General features: G+C 72.9%; 14 protein-coding genes. 9 read left to right on the forward strand and 5 right to left on the reverse strand.

From position 1 onward, the window contains the following. Positions 1 to 111 precede the first annotated feature (111 nt). The 3 genes from QUY26_RS15705 to QUY26_RS15715 all read left to right on the forward strand — a co-directional run bounded on the left by QUY26_RS15705 (position 112) and on the right by QUY26_RS15715 (position 4,126). Positions 112 to 771, forward strand: a complete 660-nt coding sequence (locus tag QUY26_RS15705; protein WP_289955739.1) for a response regulator transcription factor — start codon at positions 112 to 114, stop codon at positions 769 to 771. Between the two features lie 345 nt (positions 772 to 1,116). Next, complete coding sequence (locus QUY26_RS15710) at positions 1,117 to 3,051, forward strand: 2-oxoacid:acceptor oxidoreductase subunit alpha (protein WP_289947081.1); 1,935 nt, start codon at positions 1,117 to 1,119, stop codon at positions 3,049 to 3,051. After that, complete coding sequence (locus QUY26_RS15715) at positions 3,044 to 4,126, forward strand: 2-oxoacid:ferredoxin oxidoreductase subunit beta (RefSeq protein ID WP_289947083.1); 1,083 nt, start codon at positions 3,044 to 3,046, stop codon at positions 4,124 to 4,126. The genes QUY26_RS15710 and QUY26_RS15715 overlap by 8 nt, the downstream gene beginning before the upstream one ends. A gap of 79 nt (positions 4,127 to 4,205) precedes the next feature. On the opposite strand, the gene QUY26_RS15720 is transcribed toward QUY26_RS15715, so the two are convergent. Beyond that, positions 4,206 to 4,583, reverse strand: a complete 378-nt coding sequence (locus QUY26_RS15720; protein WP_289947085.1) for a winged helix-turn-helix transcriptional regulator — start codon at positions 4,581 to 4,583, stop codon at positions 4,206 to 4,208. 119 nt (positions 4,584 to 4,702) lie between these two features. Here QUY26_RS15720 and QUY26_RS15725 point away from each other — a divergent pair, with 119 nt between their 5' ends. Beyond that, positions 4,703 to 5,563: an SDR family oxidoreductase gene (locus QUY26_RS15725; protein WP_289947086.1), complete on the forward strand. Its 861-nt coding sequence runs from the start codon at positions 4,703 to 4,705 to the stop codon at positions 5,561 to 5,563. 67 nt (positions 5,564 to 5,630) lie between these two features. Further along, positions 5,631 to 6,725, forward strand: a complete 1,095-nt coding sequence (gene rarD / locus QUY26_RS15730; RefSeq protein WP_436840338.1) for an EamA family transporter RarD — start codon at positions 5,631 to 5,633, stop codon at positions 6,723 to 6,725. Here rarD and QUY26_RS15735 read toward each other — a convergent pair. Further along, complete coding sequence (locus tag QUY26_RS15735; RefSeq protein ID WP_289947090.1) at positions 6,722 to 7,588, reverse strand: NmrA family NAD(P)-binding protein; 867 nt, start codon at positions 7,586 to 7,588, stop codon at positions 6,722 to 6,724. The genes rarD and QUY26_RS15735 overlap by 4 nt on opposite strands. A 144-nt stretch (positions 7,589 to 7,732) precedes the next feature. On the opposite strand from QUY26_RS15735, the gene QUY26_RS15740 reads away from it, so the two are divergent. Next, positions 7,733 to 8,617: an AraC family transcriptional regulator gene (locus tag QUY26_RS15740; protein WP_289947092.1), complete on the forward strand. Its 885-nt coding sequence runs from the start codon at positions 7,733 to 7,735 to the stop codon at positions 8,615 to 8,617. Here QUY26_RS15740 and QUY26_RS15745 read toward each other — a convergent pair. Next, a complete protein-coding gene (locus tag QUY26_RS15745; protein ID WP_289947094.1) occupies positions 8,557 to 10,188 on the reverse strand; it encodes an MFS transporter in 1,632 nt (543 codons plus the stop codon). The genes QUY26_RS15740 and QUY26_RS15745 overlap by 61 nt on opposite strands. 101 nt (positions 10,189 to 10,289) lie before the next feature. On the opposite strand from QUY26_RS15745, the gene QUY26_RS15750 reads away from it, so the two are divergent. Continuing rightward, positions 10,290 to 10,751 (forward strand): winged helix-turn-helix transcriptional regulator, encoded by a 462-nt coding sequence (locus tag QUY26_RS15750; RefSeq protein ID WP_289947096.1) that lies wholly within the window; start codon positions 10,290 to 10,292, stop codon positions 10,749 to 10,751. 106 nt (positions 10,752 to 10,857) lie between these two features. Here the strand turns inward: QUY26_RS15750 and QUY26_RS15755 are convergent, their stop codons facing one another. Next, positions 10,858 to 11,439 carry a CGNR zinc finger domain-containing protein gene (locus tag QUY26_RS15755; protein ID WP_289955741.1) on the reverse strand — a complete coding sequence of 194 codons (582 nt, stop codon included), beginning with the start codon at positions 11,437 to 11,439 and terminating at the stop codon, positions 10,858 to 10,860. Between the two features lie 129 nt (positions 11,440 to 11,568). Between QUY26_RS15755 and QUY26_RS15760 the strand changes: the two genes are divergently transcribed. Continuing rightward, complete coding sequence (locus QUY26_RS15760) at positions 11,569 to 12,018, forward strand: VOC family protein (protein WP_289947098.1); 450 nt, start codon at positions 11,569 to 11,571, stop codon at positions 12,016 to 12,018. A 122-nt stretch (positions 12,019 to 12,140) separates the two neighbouring features. Here the strand turns inward: QUY26_RS15760 and QUY26_RS15765 are convergent, their stop codons facing one another. Continuing rightward, the gene (locus tag QUY26_RS15765; RefSeq protein WP_289947099.1) at positions 12,141 to 12,554 is read right to left on the reverse strand and encodes a cupin domain-containing protein; all 414 of its coding nucleotides are present in this window, start codon (positions 12,552 to 12,554) and stop codon (positions 12,141 to 12,143) included. 51 nt (positions 12,555 to 12,605) lie between these two features. Here QUY26_RS15765 and QUY26_RS15770 point away from each other — a divergent pair, with 51 nt between their 5' ends. Further along, a complete protein-coding gene (locus QUY26_RS15770; protein ID WP_289947100.1) occupies positions 12,606 to 13,646 on the forward strand; it encodes a helix-turn-helix domain-containing protein in 1,041 nt (346 codons plus the stop codon). Positions 13,647 to 13,758 lie beyond the last annotated feature (112 nt).

Consider the following 13,758-nt stretch of genomic DNA (forward strand, 5'->3'; position numbering starts at 1 on the left):
AATCGCCTCGGCCCGGCACAGGCTCGTCCGAATGCCGGGATGCTGGGATGCTGGAGCCTGTCAATGGGGCGGGGACAGGCTGTGGGGGTCCAGAACATCGTGGAGGACAAGGTGCGGGTGGTCATCGCCGAGGATTCAGTGCTGCTCAGGGAGGGCCTGACCCGGTTGCTGACCGACCGCGGGCACGACGTCGTCGCGGGAGTCGGTGACGCGGAGGCGCTGATCAAGACGATCACCGAGTTCGCGGCGCAGGGCGCGCTGCCGGACGTCGTGGTCGCGGACGTGCGGATGCCACCGACGCACACCGACGAGGGGGTGCGCGCGGCCGTGCTCCTTCGCCAGCGCCACCCCGGGCTCGGCGTGCTGGTGCTCTCGCAGTACGTGGAGGAGCAGTACGCGACGGAGCTACTCGCCGGGTCGAGCCGGGGCGTGGGCTATCTGCTCAAGGACCGCGTCGCCGAGGTCAGGGAGTTCGTGGACGCCGTCGTGCGCGTCGCCGAGGGCGGCACCGCGCTCGACCCCGAGGTCGTGGCGCAGCTGCTCGGGCGCAGCCGCAAGCAGGACGTCCTCGCGGGCCTCACCCCGCGCGAGCGGGAGGTCCTCGGCCTGATGGCGGAGGGACGGACCAACTCCGCCATCGCGCGCCAGCTGGTCGTGAGCGACGGGGCGGTCGAGAAGCACGTCAGCAACATCTTCCTGAAGCTCGGGCTCTCGCCAAGTGACGGGGACCACCGGCGGGTACTCGCGGTTCTGACCTACCTGAATTCCTGAACCGGGCTCCCGCACGGGGCTCCCGTACGACGGGCCCTCGTCCCGCCACCGGGACAAGGTCACGCACAGCGACACCGCACCACCGCACCACCGCACCACCGCAAGCCGGTCCTGGAACACGGTCCTGGAACCAGGTCCTAGAACCAAAGGATGAGCGGAGAGCGTCTTCATGAAAGGCCGGGGGGCGAGTCACAGCATGACAAATCAGGGCATCCAGCTGTCTCAAAGGTGCGTCCACCATGCGAGCGGCCCTAAGAAGGTGACCCTTACAGACGTAGGGTGGGCGATGGGAGGGCAGGGCGGCCTGCCGCTCCCGCACAGCCGCCTCGAGGGAGGTCCAGTTCAGTGACCAGCCAGGTCAGTAGCCCGGCCGAGCAGGCCGACGAAGCCGTCGTGGGAGAGCAGCGCAGGGCCGCTGCGGGCGAGAAGGACGTGCGCCGTCTCGACCGGGTGATCATCCGGTTCGCGGGTGACTCCGGTGACGGCATGCAGCTCACGGGGGACCGGTTCACCTCCGAGACGGCGTCCTTCGGCAACGACCTGTCGACGCTGCCGAACTTCCCCGCCGAGATCCGCGCCCCCGCCGGGACGCTGCCCGGTGTGTCGTCGTTCCAGCTGCACTTCGCGGACCACGACATCCTCACCCCGGGCGACGCGCCGAACGTGCTGGTCGCGATGAACCCGGCGGCGCTGAAGGCGAACATCGGCGACGTGCCGCGCGGCGCCGAGGTGATCGTGAACACGGACGAGTTCACCAAGCGGGCCATGCAGAAGGTGGGGTACGAGACCTCGCCGCTGGAGGACGGCTCGCTGGACGGCTTCCAGGTGCACCCGGTGCCGCTGACCACGCTGACGGTCGAGGCGCTGAAGGACTTCGACCTGTCCCGGAAGGACGCCGGGCGCAGCAAGAACATGTTCGCGCTCGGCCTGCTCTCGTGGATGTACCACCGGCCGACCGAGGGCACCGAGAGGTTCCTCAAGTCCAAGTTCGCCAAGAAGCCCGAGATCGCCGCGGCGAACATCGCCGCGTTCCGGGCGGGCTGGAACTTCGGCGAGACGACCGAGGACTTCGCGGTCAGCTACGAGGTGGCACCCGCGGCCAAGGCGTTCCCCACGGGCACGTACCGCAACATCTCCGGCAACCTCGCCCTGTCGTACGGCCTGATCGCGGCCGCGCGCCAGGCGGACCTGCCGCTGTACCTGGGCTCGTACCCGATCACGCCGGCCTCGGACATCCTGCACGAGCTGAGCAAGCACAAGAACTTCGGCGTGCGCACCTTCCAGGCCGAGGACGAGATCGCGGGCATCGGCGCGGCGCTCGGCGCGGCCTTCGGCGGCTCGCTCGCCGTGACCACGACCTCCGGCCCCGGTGTGGCGCTCAAGAGCGAGACCATCGGGCTCGCGGTCTCCCTGGAGCTGCCGCTGCTCGTCGTCGACATCCAGCGCGGCGGCCCCTCCACCGGTCTGCCGACCAAGACCGAGCAGGCGGACCTGCTCCAGGCGATGTACGGCCGCAACGGCGAGGCCCCGGTGCCCGTCGTCGCGCCCCGCACGCCCGCGGACTGCTTCGACGCGACCATCGAGGCGGCCCGGATCGCCGTCACGTACCGCACGCCCGTCCTCCTGCTCTCCGACGGCTATCTGGCCAACGGCTCCGAGCCGTGGCGGGTGCCGGACACCGACGAACTGCCCGACCTGCGCACGCAGTTCGCCTCCGGCCCCAACCACACGCTGGCGGACGGCACCGACGTCTTCTGGCCGTACAAGAGGGACCCGCAGACCCTCGCCCGGCCGTGGGCGATCCCGGGCACGCCGGGCCTCGAACACCGCATCGGCGGCATCGAGAAGCAGGACGGCACGGGCAACATCTCCTACGACCCGGCCAACCACGACTTCATGGTCCGCACCAGGCAGGCCAAGGTCGACGGCATCGAGGTGCCCGACCTGGAGGTCGACGACGTGAGCGGCGACGCCCGCCTCCTCGTCCTCGGCTGGGGCTCCACATACGGGCCGATCACCGCCGCGGTGCGCCGTCTGCGCGCGGCCGGGCAGAGCGTCGCGCAGGCCCATCTGCGCCACCTCAACCCGTTCCCGCGGAACCTCGGCGAGGTCCTGAAGCGTTACGACAAGGTGGTGATCCCCGAGATGAACCTCGGTCAGCTCGCCACGCTGATCCGCGCCAAGTACCTCGTGGACGCGGTCTCGTACAACCAGGTCAACGGCATGCCGTTCAAGGCCGAGCAGCTCGCCACGGCTCTCAAGGAGGCCATCGATGGCTGACACCACGATCGAGGGGCCCACCGGCTCCGAGACGCTTCTGAAGCTCGTGCCCAAGGCCGAGGGCAAGCAGTCCATGAAGGACTTCAAGTCCGACCAGGAAGTGCGCTGGTGCCCCGGCTGCGGTGACTACGCGGTCCTGGCCGCCGTGCAGGGCTTCATGCCCGAGCTCGGCCTGGCCAAGGAGAACATCGTCTTCGTCTCCGGCATCGGCTGCTCCTCCCGCTTCCCGTACTACATGAACACGTACGGGATGCACTCCATCCACGGCCGCGCCCCGGCCATCGCGACGGGCCTCGCCTCCAGCAGGCGCGACCTGTCCGTCTGGGTCGTCACCGGCGACGGCGACGCGCTGTCCATCGGCGGCAACCACCTCATCCACGCCCTTCGCCGCAACGTGAACCTGAAGATCCTGCTGTTCAACAACCGGATCTACGGCCTCACCAAGGGCCAGTACTCCCCGACCTCCGAGGTCGGCAAGATCACCAAGTCGACGCCGATGGGCTCCCTCGACGCGCCCTTCAACCCGGTGTCCCTCGCGATCGGCGCGGAGGCGTCCTTCGTGGCGCGGACGGTGGACTCCGACCGCAAGCACCTCACCGAGGTCCTGCGCCAGGCCGCCGACCACCCGGGCACGGCACTGGTGGAGATCTACCAGAACTGCAACATCTTCAACGACGGCGCCTTCGAGGTCCTGAAGGACAAGCAGCAGGCCGAGGAGGCCGTGATCCGCCTGGAGCACGGCGCGCCGATCCGCTTCGGCGCCGACAACTCCAAGGGCGTCGTCCGCGACCCGGCCACCGGCGACCTGAAGGTCGTCGCGGTGACGGCGGAGAACGAGTCGCAGATCCTGGTCCACGACGCGCACTCCGCGTCCCCGACCACGGCCTTCGCGCTGTCCCGCCTCGCCGACCCCGACACGCTGCACCACACGCCCATCGGCGTCTTCCGCAGCGTGGACCGGCCGGTGTACGACACGCTGATGGCCGACCAGCTCGACGCGGCCATCGAGCAGCGCGGCAAGGGCGACCTGGCGGCGCTGCTCGCGGGTGGCGACACCTGGACGGTCGTGGGCTAGTCCCGCCCGTCCGGCGCGCGGAGCGCCCGGTTCGAACGCCGAAGGCCCGGTCCTGATCCCAGGACCGGGCCTTCGGCGTTCAGGGCCGCGCCGCGTCGTACTTCTCGCGCGCCACGAGCACGTCGTCCATGCGCCGGTCCGCCCACCCGCCGAGCGCGCGCACCAGCGCGGCCGCCTCGTGGCCCATCTCGGTGAGGGAGTAGTCGACGCGGGGCGGGATGACCGGCTTGGCGTCGCGGTGCACCATGCCGTCGCGCTCCAGCGTCTGCAGGGTCTGGGTCAGCATCTTCTCGCTGACGCGGCCGATCTCGCGGCGCAGCTCACTGAAGCGGTACGACCGCTCCGCGAGGGCGATCAGGACGAGGACGCCCCAACGGCTGGTGACGTGCTCCAGGACGAGGCGGTGCGGGCACATCTGCTCGCCCTGGGCATTCCGGATGCTGGTACTTACGGCCATGCCAGTACCTTACTTCAAAGTGGGTACTTACGGATAGTTAGTGCCGGAGCTAGGGTGAGTGGCATACCGATCACAACGGGCCCGAGCAGGGCTTATCGCCCATACAGGAGATTCCACTCATGAGCATCGTCGTCACCGGAGCCACCGGCCACCTCGGCCGCCTCGTCGTCGCGGGCCTGCTGGACGCGGGCGTGCCCGCCGAGCGGATCGCGGCCGTCGTACGGAACAAGGACAAGGCCGCGGACCTGGCCGCGCGCGGCGTGGAGCTGCGTGTCGCCGACTACAGCGCGCCCGAGACGCTCGCCGGGGCCTTCCACGCGGGCGACAAGGTGCTGCTGATCTCCGGCAGCGAGGTCGGGCAGCGGGTGCCGCAGCACCGGGCCGTGATCGACGCGGCGCGGGCCGCGGGCGTCGCGCACCTGGTCTACACGGGCGTCCTCGGCGGACCGGACGCCGACTTCGAGCTGGCCGCCGAGCACAAGATCACCGAGCAGGCGATCCTCGACTCGGGCCTGCCGTACACGTTCCTGCGCAACGGCTGGTACCACGAGAACTACACGGAGCACCTGGCTCCGGTCCTCGCCCACAACGCCGTCGTCGGCAGCGCGGGCACCGGCCGGGTGGCCTCCGCCGCCCGCGCCGACTACGCCGCGGCGGCCGTCGCGGTGCTGACCGGCGAGGGCCACGAGGGCGCCGCGTACGAGCTGAGCGGCGACACGGCGTGGAGCTTCCCCGAGTACGCCGCCGAGGTCGCCGCGCACTCCGGCAAGCCCGTCACGTACAAGGAGGTCTCCCCCGCCGAGCACCGCGCCGTCCTGACCGGCGCCGGGATGCCGGAGCCGCTCGCCGCGATCCTCGTGGACGTCGACGCGGCGATCGGGCGCGGTCTGCTGGCCGGGGGCAGCGGCGATCTGGCCCGGCTCATCGGGCGGCCGACGACGCCGATGAGCGAGGCGATCGTGGCGGCGCTCAAGGGCTGAACCGCCCCGGAATCACACCGGCAGCGCCCCCGGGACCGACCTGTCATGACCGTATGGCGATACGGGCATGACAGCCGCACCCCGGGGGCGCTACCTTCGTGCTCGGCAGCGAGCGACTGCCCCGCACGAAGGAGGAGCCGTGACCCCAGCGCAGGCGAAGGCCGAGGCACGGACAGGCTTGCTCAACGGCTTCGCCGCCTACGGCATGTGGGGCCTGGTGCCGCTGTTCTGGCCGCTGCTGAAGCCCGCGGGCGCGGGCGAGATCCTGGCGCACCGGATGGCCTGGTCCCTGATCGTGGTCGGTGGCGCGCTGCTCGTCGTCCGCCGCTGGGCCTGGGCCGGTGAACTGCTGCGCCAGCCGCGCAAGCTGGGCCTGGTGACGATCGCCGCGGCCGTCATCACCCTCAACTGGGGCGTCTACATCTGGGCCGTGAACTCCGGCCACGTCGTCGAGGCCTCCCTCGGCTACTTCATCAACCCCCTGGTCACCATCGCGATCGGCGTCCTGCTGCTCGGCGAGCGGCTGCGCCCCGTGCAGTGGACGGCCGTCGGCGTCGGACTCGCCGCCGTCCTCGTGCTCGGTTTCGGCTACGGCCGCCCGCCGTGGATCTCCCTCGTGCTCGCCTTCTCCTTCGCCGGCTACGGCCTGGTCAAGAAGAAGGTCAACCTCGGCGGTCTGGAGTCGCTCGCCGCCGAGACCGCCGTGCAGTTCCTGCCCGCGCTCGCCTTCGTGCTGTGGCTCGGCTCGCGGGGCGAGGCCACGTTCGCCACCGAGGGCTTCGGGCACGCCGCGCTGCTCGCCGCCACGGGTGTGGTGACGGCCGCGCCGCTGGTCTGCTTCGGCGCCGCCGCGATCCGGGTGCCGCTGTCCACGCTCGGGCTGCTCCAGTACCTGGCGCCCGTCTTCCAGTTCCTGCTCGGCATCCTGTACTTCCACGAGGCGATGCCGGCCGAGCGCTGGGCCGGGTTCGCGCTGGTGTGGCTGGCCCTCGTCCTGCTGACCTTCGACGGGCTGCGCACCGCGCGGCGCAACGCGGTGCGGGCGGCCGCGCTGGCCGCCCGGGCGGGCTCGGCCACCGTGACCGGGCCGACGGCCGACGCGAGCACCCCGGCCGGCCCGGCCGACGCCCCCGGCCCGACCGCCCCGGCCGCCTCCCGCTAGTTCCAGGCCCCCGCCGCGGCAGCCGACTTCACGTACGCGCTGAAGTCCTTGGGCTCACGGCCGAGCACGTCCCGCACACCCGTCGCCGGCGACGAGAGATGGCCTTCGGTGACGAACGTGAAGAGGTCGGTGAGCTCCTGGGCGACGGCCTCGGGCACGCCGTCCGTGGTCAGCTCCGTCCGGAACTGCTCCGGCGTCACGGCCTCGAAGCGCACCGGGCGGCCCGACGCCTCCGCGATCTCCGCGACGGCCGCGCCGTAGGTGAGCGCGCGCGGGCCCGAGAGCTCGTACACGCGGCCGCTGTGGCCGTCCTCGGTGAGCAGCGCGACCACGACGTCCGCGATGTCCTCCACGTCGACGAACGGCTCCACCGTCTCGCCGACCGGCAGGGCGAGGCGGCCCGAGAGGACCGCCGCGTGGAAGAAGTCCTCGGAGAAGTTCTGCGCGAAGTTGTTGGCCCGGACCACCGTCCAGTCGACGCCCGCGTCCGCGACGGCCCGCTCGGCCCGCCACATGCCCGGCAGGAAGGCCTCTTGGGACACGTCGGCGCCACGCCCGGACAGGACCACGAAGCGGCGCACGCCCGCCGCCGCGGCCTGGGCCACGAAGTCGACGACGGGCTCCGGGTCCTCCGGCGCGATCAGGTAGAGCCCGGTCACGCCGGACAGGACGGGGGCCCAGGTGGTCCGGTCGTGCCAGTCGAAGCGGGTCTCGCCGGAGCGGGACGCCGCCCGCACGGTGTGGCCCGCGGCGCGCAGCCGGGGCACCACGCGGCGGCCGGTCTTGCCGGTGGCGCCGAGGACGAGGAGCAGGGGCTCGGTGCGGTCGGAGGGGGCGTGGTCGGAGTGGGTCGATGTCGTCATGCGGCAAGCCAACCCCCTTGCCGTTCCTGGTGACATGGGCGCGCGTCTTGACCCCATAGGCGTCCGTCTCACCCCCGCAGGAGCCCGTCCCGCAGGCCCGGCGGCGCGGCCCGCCGCCACGGGACTCCGTTTACGGTGGAGCGCATGGACGCTCTGGGGGATCTGCTGCGTGGCATCCGCGCCGACGGCGCACGGTTCAGTCGTACGGTCCTGAGCGGGCCGTGGGAGTCGGAGCCGCCGGAGTCGGCCGCGCTGACGCTGGTGATGGTGTTGCGGGGCGCGGCCAGGGTGACCACGGGAGCCGGAGCGCCGGACGGCGGCGCGGGCGGCCCGCGCACGCTCACGGCCGGGTCCGCCGCCGTGAGCACGTCCGCGCCGTACCGCGTCGCCGCCGCCGAGAGCACAGCCGAGACCGAAGTGGTCACCGGCGCCTACCAGTGGGCGGGGGCCGGCGGGCGGCGGCTGCTCTCGGCGCTGCCGCCGCTGCTCGTCGTGCCGGGCGGCGAGGAGTGCCTGACGATCATCGAGCTGATCGCCGAGGAGGTGGCCGCCGACCGGCCGGGCCGCCAGTACGTGATGGACCGGATGCTCGACTGGCTGCTCGCCTGCACCCTGCGGGAGTGGTTCGACCTGCCCGAGGCGAGCCCGCCCGCCTGGTACCGGGCGCTCGGCGACGACGTGGTGGGCCCGGCCCTGCGCGCCCTGCACGACGATCCCGGCCGGGCCTGGACGGTGGCGTCGCTCGCCGGGTGCGCCGGGGTGTCCCGCGCGGCGTTCGCCAGGAACTTCGCCGACCTGGTGGGGCGGCCCCCGATGGCGTACCTCACCGAGTGGCGCATGGCGCTCGCCGCCGACCTCCTCACGGAGCCGGGCGCGACGGTCGCGGCGGTGGCCGCACGGGTGGGGTACGCCGACGGGTTCGGCTTCAGCGACGCCTTCAAGCGGATCCGCGGGATCACGCCGAGCGGCTACCGCGCTTCCCTGACGGCGCGTCGCGCGGACTCCGGGGCGCTCCGGGCGGCGGGCTGAGCGCTGCCGCTCAGGACGGTGCGCCGAGCGCCGCCGCTCAAGGCGGTGCGCCGAGCGCCGCCGCTCAAGGCGGTGCGCCGAGTGCTGCCCGCGACCGCGCGGGCGTCGCCTCCGCCCTCGCCCCGCCCGGCGCTTGCCCCGCTCCCGGGTGCGGCAGCCCGCCCGCCGCCCCGGGTCGTCCGCACCCCGGCCAGCGCCACGACCGTCCCCAGCGCCGCCATCACCACCGGCACCACCAGCGCCCAGCGGAACGCCGCCAGGTCCGCCCCGGCGTCCGCTCCCCCGCCGCCGTGCCCGCCCGTGTGCGCGCCTGCGGAGACCAGGCCGTGGACGGCCGTCACGGCCGAGATGCCGATCGCCGCGCCGAACTGCGTGGAGGTCTGCAGGAGTCCGCTCGCGAGCCCCTGCTCCCGCTCGGCGACCCCGTCCGTCGCCGCGATCATCTGCGGACCGAGGGTGAGCGCGAAACCGGTGCCCGCGAGCAGCAGCGTGGGGAACATCGCGAGATACGGCCAGTCCGCGCCGACCGGCAGGAAGAGGCCGTAGCCCACGGTGGCCATCAGGAAGCCGCCGAGGATCACGCGCGCGTTGCCGAACCGCCGGACCAGGCGCGGGGTCAGCGTCGGCGAGAGGACCACGTCGCAGCCGAGGACGATCATCGCGACGGCGGTCTGCCAGGACGACCAGCCGCGCAGGTCCTGGAGGTAGAGCGTCAGGACGAACTGGAAGCCCATGAAGGCCCCGAGGTAGAGCAGCGCGCCGAGCCCGGCCCGCACCACGGACCCCGTACGGAAGATCCCGAGCCGCACCAGCGGGTCCGCCGTGCGCCGCTCGATCCGTACGAAGACCCCGACGAGCAGCAGCCCCGCGACCGCCGCGGCGACCGTCAACGGCCAGCCCGCGACGCCGTGTTCGAGCCGCACGACGCCGTAGGCGAGCAGCAGCATCGCCCCGGCCGCCGCGGCGGCGCCCGGCAGGTCGAACCGGCGCGCGGGGCCGCCGCCGGTGCGGGGCGGCTCCGCCGGGATGAGCCGCAGCGCCGCCACGAGGATCGCGGCCGCGAAGAACACCGGCGTGAAGAACACCCACTGCCAGCCGAGTTCGGTGAGCAGCCCGCCGACGACGAGGCCGAGCGAGAAGCCGCCCGCCGAGGTCCCGGCGAAGACGAGCAGCGCCTTGGTGCGGTCGGGGCCCTCCCCGTACGAGGTGGTGATGATCGACATCGCGGCGGGCGTCATGAAGGCCGCGGCCACGCCGGTGACGAAGCGCGCGACGACCAGCATCCAGCCCTCGGTCGCGAAGCCGCCGAGCCCCGAGAAGACCAGGAAGACCCCGAGCCAGACGAGGAACATCCGCCGCCTGCCGAGCAGGTCGGCCGCCCTGCCGCCGAGCAGCGTGAAGCCCGCGTACCCGAGCACGTAGGCGCTGACGACCCAGGCCGCCGTGCCGGTGGAGAGGTCCAGGTCGGACCGGATCGAGGGGATCGCGATCGCGACCATCGCGATGTCGATGCCCTCCAGGAAGATCGTTCCGCAGAGCACGAGCAGCAGTGCCCAGGCGCGGGCGCCCATGAGGACTCCTTGGTCTCGGGGTGGTCTCGGCATGGCGGTTACTCGACCGACGGCCGGTTCCTTCTTGTAACCAAGGGAATCGTGGGGCAGCATCGACAGGCATGGAAGAAGGCACTTTGAAGTCACCGAGTAACTCCAAAGGCACCGTGGACGCCACCGTGGGCTACGGGGACGCCGATCCCTTCCAGTGGGACACCCGCGAGGACTGCCAGGTGCGGCAGATCCTCGACCGGGTCGCCGACAAGTGGTCGCTCCTCGTCATCGCGCTCCTGGACCGCCGCCGACTGCGCTTCACCGAGCTGCGGCGCGAGATCGACGGGATCAGCCAGCGCATGCTGACGGTCACGCTGCGACAGCTGGAGCGGGACGGCCTGGTGCTCCGCACGGTGCATCCGGTGGTCCCGCCGCGCGTCGAGTACGAACTCACGCCCCTCGGCGGCACGTTGCACCACACGATCCAGTCGCTCGTGACGTGGACGGAGGAGCACCAGGGGGAGATCGCGGCGGCGCGGACGGCGTACGACGAGCGGGCGGCGGCGGAGGACGCGGCGGGGCTCCCCTAGGGGTCGTCCGGATCGGCCACGGCGGCCTGCGGGTCCGGCGGCGGCCTACCGGTTCGGCGCGGCGCCCCCGCTTCCCAGCGCTCGTCCGGCGCGGCCACCCGGCCTCCTAGCGCTCGCCCGGCGCGGCCGCGCGCGTCGCCCGGTGCGTGCGCGCCTTCGCCCTGTTCCCGCAGCGCTCCATCGCGCACCAGCGCCGTCGCCCCGGGCGTGAGGTGTCCACGAAGAGCAGGGAGCAGTCGTGGGCGGCGCATTCGCGTACGCGCGGTGCGTACGGGCCGGTGAAGAGGTCGACGGCGTCGCGGGCGACCGTCGCGAGGAGCTGGGTACCGGTGGCGCCCGGGGCCCAGGCGCGGGTGCCGTCCGGCTCGATGCGGGCCGTGAGCGGGGGCGCGGCCGCGGCGGCGTTGAGCGCCGCGAGGTGGCGGGGGTCCCAGGGGCGGCCGTGGGCGTGGTCGGCCGTGAACAGGAACAGCGCGTCGCGCAGGTCCCTGACCGCCGCCAACTCCGCTTCCGTGACGGTCAGTCCGGGGCACCCGCCGATGCGGCTCGCGGCCGCCCACGCGGCCAGGTCCGACGGCTCGCGCAGCGTCTCGAAGCGGGCGAACGCGCCGGGGCCGCCGGTCGCGAGCAGTTCCAGGCAGAGCGCCCCGGGGTCGAAGCGGTAGACCTGCCCGTCCGGCGGTCGCATGATCACGCCCGGCGACCGCCCCGGCCCACCCGCCGCCGCGCCTTCCCGGCTTTCCCGGGATTCTCGGGTTTCCCGACTTTCTCGCTTCTCGTCCACCACGTAACCACTATAAGCGGTTACGATGACGGCATGACCCTGCACTGGAAACTCGTGATCGATGCGCAGGACCCGCACGCCCAGGCCGCCTTCTGGGGCGAGACGCTGGGGTACGAGGTCGAGGACAACAGCGCCCTGATCGAGCGGCTGCTCGGTTTCGGCGCCGTGACGGAGGCCGAGACCGTCGACTTCCGGGGACGCCGCAGCTTCCGGGACCTCATCGCCGTACGGCACCCGGACGATCCGGTGGACGAGGAGACCGGCACGGGCCTCGGGCGGAGGCTGCTCTTCCAGCGCGTCCCGGAGGCGAAGTCCGGCAAGAACCGGCTGCACGTGGACGTGCACGCCGCGCCCGGCACCCGCGAGAAGGAACAGGCCCGCCTGGAGGCGCTGGGCGCGACCGCGCTGCGGCACGTCCAGGAGCAGGGGGGCGAGTGGGTGGTGATGGCCGACCCGGAGGGCAATGAGTTCTGCCTGACCTAGGCCGGGCGGGAGCTCGGCCGCGTCGGGACGGCGTGGCGCGCGTCAGGACGGCGTGGCGCGCGTCGGGACGGCGTGGCGCGCGTCGGGACGGCGTGGCGCGCGTCGGGACGGCGTGGCGCGCGTCAGGCCAGCGCGTGGCCCGTCGTCGCGTCCACGTAATCCGGGACCTCCTCGTGGCGGTCCCCCACCGTCAGCGTGCCCGTGGGCTCGAACAGCAGGATCGAGGCCCGGCTCCGGGCGATCGGCTTGTGCTCCGTGCCGCGCGGGACGGTGAAGACGGACCCCTGGGGCAGCGTGACGGTGCGCTCGCCGTCGGCGTCACGCAGGGCGATGTCCAGCTCGCCCTCCACCACGAGGAAGAACTCGTCGGTGTCGTCGTGAACGTGCCAGAGGTACTCGCCTTCGACCTTGGTGACGCGGACGTCGTAGTCGTTGACGCGGGTGACGATGCGGGGGCTCCACAGCGCGTCGAAGGAGGCCAGGGCGTCGGACAGGGCGATCGGCTCGCGGCTGCGGGCGGCGGTTTCGTTGGTCATGGCTTCATCGTCGACCTTGGCCGGACCCGCCACGAGTGCTAGAAATCGCATATGGCGCAAGAAAACTCTCAGGCCTCCGCACCGGGCGCCCCGCACCGCTCCGACGCACGCACCGACGCACGCACCGACGCCCCCTCCGGCACCCGCCTCCACCGCGTCGTCGTCATCGTCGACGAGAACTCCAACCCCTTCGAGCTCGGCTGCGCCTCCGAGATCTTCGGCCTGCGCAGGCCCGAACTCGGCCGGGAGCTGTACGAGTTCACGCTCTGCTCGCCCGAGCCGCGCACCCTGATGCGGGACGGCTTCTTCACCCTCACCGGGGTCGCCTCCCTCGACGCCGCCGACACCGCCGACACCCTGATCGTGCCGAACCGCCCCGACACCGAGGTCCCCCGCCGCCCCGCCGTCCTCGCCGCCGTCCGCAGGGCGCACGCGCGCGGCGCCCGTCTCCTCGGCTTCTGCAGCGGCGCCTTCACGCTGGCCGAGGCCGGGGTCCTCGACGGGCGCCGGGCCACCGCGCACTGGCAGTGGGCGGACGACTTCCGGCGCCGCTTCCCCGCCGTCCACCTCGAACCGGACGTGCTCTTCGTCGACGACGGCGACATCCTCACCGCCGCGGGCAGCGCCGCCGCGCTCGACCTCGGACTGCACGTCGTGCGCCGCGACTTCGGCGCGGAGGTCGCCAACTCCGTGTCGCGGCGCCTGGTCTTCGCCGCCCACCGCGACGGCGGCCAGCGGCAGTTCGTGGAGCGCCCCGTCCCCGACGTGCCCGACGAGTCGCTCGCGCCGCTGCTCGCCTGGGCCCAGGAGCGGCTCGGCGAACCCCTCACGGTCGCCGACCTCGCCGCGCGCGCCGCCGTCAGCCCGGCGACGCTGCACCGGCGCTTCCGCGCCCAACTCGGCACCACCCCGCTGGCCTGGCTGAACGGCGAGCGCACCGCGTTCGCGTGCCGCCTCATCGAGCGCGGCGAGGAGCGGCTCGACGTGGTCGCGCACCGCAGCGGCCTCGGCACGGCCGCCAACCTGCGGGCCCGGCTGCGCCGCGAGACGGGCCTGAGCCCCTCGGCGTACCGCCGCCGCTTCGGCCCCTGAACCCGCCCCGGCCCCACCTGCGCAACGGGTCGTTCACCGGCACCCGTACCGCGCCCGCGGCCGCCCATGCCCCGCGGCCGCGACGGGATACCCCTGGCCCGAGCACCCAAGA

It is taken from the genome of Streptomyces flavofungini, assembly GCF_030388665.1.
GTDB lineage: Bacteria > Actinomycetota > Actinomycetes > Streptomycetales > Streptomycetaceae > Streptomyces > Streptomyces flavofungini_A.

Coding starts and splice junctions, on each gene's coding strand:
- QUY26_RS15715 (WP_289947083.1), top strand. CDS start 3,044: ATGGCTGACACCACGATCGAGGGGCCCACCGGCTCCGAGACGCTTCTG.
- QUY26_RS15720 (WP_289947085.1), bottom strand. CDS start 4,583: ATGGCCGTAAGTACCAGCATCCGGAATGCCCAGGGCGAGCAGATGTGC.
- QUY26_RS15725 (WP_289947086.1), top strand. CDS start 4,703: ATGAGCATCGTCGTCACCGGAGCCACCGGCCACCTCGGCCGCCTCGTC.
- rarD (WP_436840338.1), top strand. CDS start 5,631: ATGACAGCCGCACCCCGGGGGCGCTACCTTCGTGCTCGGCAGCGAGCG.
- QUY26_RS15735 (WP_289947090.1), bottom strand. CDS start 7,588: ATGACGACATCGACCCACTCCGACCACGCCCCCTCCGACCGCACCGAG.
- QUY26_RS15740 (WP_289947092.1), top strand. CDS start 7,733: ATGGACGCTCTGGGGGATCTGCTGCGTGGCATCCGCGCCGACGGCGCA.
- QUY26_RS15745 (WP_289947094.1), bottom strand. CDS start 10,188: ATGGGCGCCCGCGCCTGGGCACTGCTGCTCGTGCTCTGCGGAACGATC.
- QUY26_RS15750 (WP_289947096.1), top strand. CDS start 10,290: ATGGAAGAAGGCACTTTGAAGTCACCGAGTAACTCCAAAGGCACCGTG.
- QUY26_RS15755 (WP_289955741.1), bottom strand. CDS start 11,439: ATGCGACCGCCGGACGGGCAGGTCTACCGCTTCGACCCCGGGGCGCTC.
- QUY26_RS15760 (WP_289947098.1), top strand. CDS start 11,569: ATGACCCTGCACTGGAAACTCGTGATCGATGCGCAGGACCCGCACGCC.
- QUY26_RS15765 (WP_289947099.1), bottom strand. CDS start 12,554: ATGACCAACGAAACCGCCGCCCGCAGCCGCGAGCCGATCGCCCTGTCC.
- QUY26_RS15770 (WP_289947100.1), top strand. CDS start 12,606: ATGGCGCAAGAAAACTCTCAGGCCTCCGCACCGGGCGCCCCGCACCGC.